The 4949-nt window shown below is 62.7% G+C and carries 4 protein-coding genes; all 4 read left to right on the top strand.

The annotated features are described in order from the left end of the window. Positions 1-652, top strand: a 652-nt coding sequence (locus HW556_RS17965) for a DUF4129 domain-containing protein (RefSeq protein ID WP_176901499.1), incomplete at its 5' end; no start/stop codon positions are given. Positions 653-858: 206 nt separating this feature from the next. Then, on the top strand, positions 859-2154 hold the full coding sequence (locus tag HW556_RS17960) for a DUF4350 domain-containing protein (protein WP_176901498.1): 1296 nt from the start codon (positions 859-861) through the stop codon (positions 2152-2154). A gap of 146 nt (positions 2155-2300) precedes the next feature. Then, on the top strand, positions 2301-3422 hold the full coding sequence (locus HW556_RS17955) for an AAA family ATPase (RefSeq protein ID WP_246289716.1): 1122 nt from the start codon (positions 2301-2303) through the stop codon (positions 3420-3422). Between the two features lie 77 nt (positions 3423-3499). Next, complete coding sequence (locus tag HW556_RS17950; RefSeq protein WP_176901497.1) at positions 3500-4852, top strand: DUF58 domain-containing protein; 1353 nt, start codon at positions 3500-3502, stop codon at positions 4850-4852. Positions 4853-4949 lie beyond the last annotated feature (97 nt).

The raw sequence follows: 4949 nt of genomic DNA, 5'->3' as shown, positions 1-4949 counted from the left end.
CGATACGGCCCCGGCTGGCGCACTGCGGCAGCCCAAGGTCGGACGGCTGGCAGCGTTGCGCCGGCAGGCCGAGTTTCAGTACGTGGAGCCCGAGCCCGCGCAAAGCAGCTCCGACAGCGTTTGGTCGCGGTTTTGGCGGGAGCTCTGGAGTTGGATAGTCGGGCTATTTTCGGGCAAAACCTACGAAACCCGGGGTCGTTATGTGGTGTACGCCCTGTTTGCGGCCGCTTTCGCCTACGTGCTACTACGCCTGCTGCAACTGGACCTGACGGGGCTGTTGGGCCGGCGCGGCCGGACCCTGCCCCTGCCCTACGAGTCGCTGGCTGAAGACATCCGCGGCATCGACTTTGCCGCCGAGCTAGCGCGGGCCGAGCAGGCTGGCAACTACCGCCTGGCCCTGCGCCTGGGCTATTTGCAGACGCTGCGCCAGCTCAGCGACCAGGGCCTGATTGCCTGGCAGCCCGACAAAACCAACCACGACTACCTGCGCGAGTTGGCCGGCACGCCCCCCCGGGCTGCCGGCTTCCGCGCCCTCACCCGGCAGTTCGAGTACGTCTGGTACGGCGAACTGCCACTATCGGCCCACCAGTACCCCGAGCTGCGCGAGCAGCAGCGGAGCTTTCAAAATGAGCTGTTGGCCGTCAGCCGCTAGCCATCCACCTTCATTATACTAGCCCTCCTTTTACCCTTGAATATACCTTACCTGAGTTTCCCAATACGTGGTAGGGGTGGGGACAAGCCCCGCCCCTACTGCGGGCTGCGCACCTAAACCACCAGCCTCCATCCGGCTACTCAACCCAGCTTGGTCCTACCGAACAAAAGCTAACAGCTAGCAGCTGTCAGCTAATAGCTCAAAAAATGACTCGTTTTCGTGCTTTACTGCTGGGGTTGGTGGCGCTGTTTGCGGCGTTTGTGGCGGTGGAGTACTTCCGGCCTCAGCCCACCGACTGGCGCCCCACGTTCATCAACCGCGACAAAATTCCCTACGGCACCTACGTGCTCTACGACCAGTTGCCGGCCCTGTTTCCGGGCCAGCCCGTCAGCGCCGTGCGCCTGCCCATTGCCAACCAGCTGCTGCCCGGTTTGGGGGCCGATGCAAACCCCGACACGACCATCAGCGCCACTGCGCCTGCTTTGCGTCCCGGCCGGGCCAGCTACCTGTTCATTAACGACGGCTTCTTCTGCTCGCCCCTCGATCAGGATGCGCTGCTGCGTTACGCGGCCCAAGGCAGCCACGTGCTGCTAACGGGCGAAAAAATCAGTGGGGGGCTGCTCGATTCGCTGCGCCTGGAGTTGCGGCCGGTGCTGGAGCTGGATGAGCTGCTGCAACAGCGGCTGCGGCGACGCGGCGGGCTGCCTGCCGGCGGTAGCGCCCAGGCCCGCACCAACACCCTTACGCTGGTAAACCCACCGGCCGGATCGGCCCGGAGCTATCCGTTTCCGGCCACCGAAGTGGCGTATTTCTTCCGGGCCACTGCCGGCAGCCGGGCTACGGTGCTGGCCCACGATGCCCGCCGCCGGCCGGTGCTGGTGCGCGTGCCGGTGGGTCGAGGCGCCATTCTGTTGAGCTCGACGCCAGCCGTCTTCAGCAACCTGCGGCTGCTGCGGCCGGCCACGGCGGGGTTTGCTTTCGCGGCGCTATCGGTGCTGCCGGCGGGCCAGCCGGTTTTTTGGGATGAGTACCAGAAGCAGGGGCCGCTGGGCGAGCAGTCGTTGCTGCGGGTGCTGGCGGCGCACGAGCCGCTACGCTGGGCCCTCTGGACGGGGCTGGCAGGGCTAGCGCTGTTCGTGCTGTTTGAGGCCCGGCGGCGGCAACGCATCATCCCCATCATCCGGCCGCTGCCCAATACCACGCTGCTGTTTACGAGCACCGTGGCCAGCCTCTACCGGCAGGGAAGCAACCACGCGCTGATTGCCGAGAAGAAAATCGGGCTGTTCCAGGACTTCCTGCGCATTCACTACCACGAACCCGGCCTCGACCTCACCGACGAGCCGACCCGCGAACGGCTGGCCCATAAAGCCGGCGTACCACGCTCGAAGGTGGATGAACTAGTGCGGCGCATCAACCGCACCCTCACCGCCCGCCAGGTTTCCGACGAGGAATTACTAGCGTTAAGTCAGGCCATCAGTCGCTTTCACGAGCAGGCTGCTTAAAATTGCACTATCAGTTAAATTTGCATTTTATATATTTATAATTATTCCAATAAGACGCATAATAGCACTTTAAACAATCATTTATTGCGTATGCATAAATTTAGAATAGTACTATAACAACTCTTCTTCGCTAAGCTTACCCCAATATGCAGAATAACCCGAACATGGATTACGACCAACTCCCCAACGCCTCTCAACCCAATTCCGAACCTCTCGCTTCGGTCGCGCCAGGCACTGCGGAAACCAGTGCTGCCGCCGATGCTGTGGCCTCCACTACTTCGGAAGCCGCAGCCATCCCGGCCGCCTTCACCCCGCGCACCGACCTGAGTTCGTTGAGCCGCCACGCCGAAGCCATCCGGGGCGAGCTGAGCAAGGTGATTGTGGGGCAGCGCGACCTGGCCGAACTGCTGCTCACGGCCCTGCTCGCCGACGGCCACGTGCTGCTCGAAGGCGTGCCGGGCGTGGCCAAAACGCTTACAGCCAAACTACTCGCCCGCACCCTCAGCGTACCGTTCAGCCGCCTGCAGTTCACGCCTGACCTGATGCCCTCCGACGTGCTGGGCACTTCGGTGTTCCGGCCCCAGAAGGGCGACTTTGAGTTTCGGCCCGGCCCTATTTTCGCCAGTGTGGTACTAATTGATGAAATCAATCGGGCCCCGGCCAAAACCCAATCGGCGCTGTTTGAGGTGATGGAGGAGCGGCAGATAACCCAGGACGGCATCCGCTATCCGCTGCCCGCACCCTTTGTGGTGCTGGCCACCCAGAACCCCATCGAGCAGGAAGGCACCTACCGCCTGCCCGAGGCCCAGCTCGACCGTTTCCTGTTCAAGCTGAGCGTGGGCTACCCGACTCTGGAGGAGGAAGTGCAGATTCTGCAGGGCCACCACGCCGGGTTCGGCGGTACCCCGCTGGAGGCCGTGCAGCCCGTGGTGTCGGCCGCCGATTTGCAGGAGTTACGCGGGCAGGTGGGCCGACAGCACGTAGAGCCAAAGCTGCTGGAGTACATTGCCCGCCTCGTGGGCCAGACCCGCGCCCACAAGGGCCTGTACCTGGGCGCCTCGCCCCGTGCCTCGCTGGCATTGCTCAATGGTTCAAAAGCCCTGGCCGCCCTCCGGGGCCGCGACTTCATCACGCCCGAAGACATCCAGTACCTGGCCCAGGCTGTGCTGCGCCACCGCATCCAGCTCACGCCCGAGCGCGAAATGGAAGGCGGCACCCCCGACGATGTGGTGAAGCAAATTCTGCAGCAGATTGAGGTTCCCCGGTAAGCAGGCCGGGAAAAATGACACCCCCTTCCTCAATATAGATACAGAAGGGATACTGGCTTCTAGCTTTGGTTTTACTGATGCAGCTTCTGCGTAGCTTTTTTCTGACTCGGCGGTTTTTTCTGGCCCTTACGGCACTGGTGGCGGGGCTGACCGTGGCCTTCTTCCTGCCGGGCTGGCTGGTGCCGCTGCAACTGCTGCTGACCCTGTTGGGGCTGCTGACTTTGCTGGATGCGGCCTTGCTCTATGGCACCGGCGGGGGCGTGTTTGGGCGGCGGGTGTTGGGCGACAAGCTGGCCAACGGCTCTGACAACGACGTGGCCGTTTACCTCGAAAACCGCTACCGATTCCTGCTCACCACCGAAACCATCGACGAGGTACCCCACCAGTTTCAGCGGCGCGACGTGCTGTTTCGGGCCGTGGTGCGGCCGGGCGAAACGAGCGTGATTCGCTACCAGCTGCGGCCCACTAAGCGGGGCGAGTACGAGTTTGGGGCCCTGAACGTGTACGCGGCCTCGCCGCTGGGGCTGGTGCGGCGGCGGTTTCGGTTCGATGAAAACCGCGTGGTACCGGTGTACCCGTCGTTTTTGCAGATGCGGCAGTACGAGCTGCTGGCCGCCAGCAACCGCCTGACAGAGGTAGGCGTGAAGCGCATCCGGCGGGTGGGCCAGAGCCTGGAGTTCGACCAGATTCGGCTCTACGTGCCCGGCGACGACCCGCGCCGCATCAACTGGAAGGCCACCGCCCGCCGCGCGACCACCCCCGAAGCCACCGACGCGCTGGCCGTGAACCACTACCAGGACGAGCGCGCCCAGCAGGTGTACTGCCTCATTGACAAAGGCCGGGTGATGCGCATGCCCTTCGAGGGCCTGAGTTTGCTTGACTACGCCATCAACGCCACGCTGGTCGTGAGCAACATTGCCCTGCGCAAGCACGACAAAGCCGGGCTCATCACTTTCTCGCATCAGCCCGGCGCCATGGTGCCCGCCGACCGCCGGAGCGGGCAGCTGCGCCAGCTGCTGGAGGTGCTGTACCGCCAGAAAACCAAGTACCTCGAAACCGACTACGAACGGCTCTACCTCACGGTGCGCCACCACATCCGCCAGCGCAGCCTGCTGATTCTGTTCACCAACTTCGAAACGCTCTATGGCATGCAGCGCCAGCTGCCCTACCTGCGCCAACTGGCCAAAAGCCACCTGCTGCTCGTCGTGTTCTTCGAAAACACCGAACTGAGCGCCTTTCTGACCGCACCCGCCACCACGACCCAGGGCGTATACAAACAGACCGTGGCCGAGAAATTTGCCCAGGAAAAGCGCCAGATTGTGCGCGAACTCAATCAGTACGGCATCCACTCCCTGCTCACCGCCCCTCAGAACCTCACGGCCAACACCATCAACAAGTACCTGGAGTTCAAAGCTCGCGGGCTGATTTAATCACAGATGGGGCAGATTCGTTCTGACGGCACTAACGGCTCAGATCCATTCGGAGCTAATCCTTTTCATCTGCCCCATCTATAACATCTATTGTTTA

It is taken from the genome of Hymenobacter terrestris, assembly GCF_013377905.1.
Classification (GTDB): Bacteria; Bacteroidota; Bacteroidia; order Cytophagales; family Hymenobacteraceae; genus Hymenobacter; species Hymenobacter terrestris.
Note: the sequence above shows the minus strand (reverse complement) of the source record. Positions and strands in the feature narration are given on the sequence as shown.

Coding starts and splice junctions, on each gene's coding strand:
- HW556_RS17960 (WP_176901498.1), top strand. CDS start 859: ATGACTCGTTTTCGTGCTTTACTGCTGGGGTTGGTGGCGCTGTTTGCG.
- HW556_RS17955 (WP_246289716.1), top strand. CDS start 2,301: ATGCAGAATAACCCGAACATGGATTACGACCAACTCCCCAACGCCTCT.
- HW556_RS17950 (WP_176901497.1), top strand. CDS start 3,500: ATGCAGCTTCTGCGTAGCTTTTTTCTGACTCGGCGGTTTTTTCTGGCC.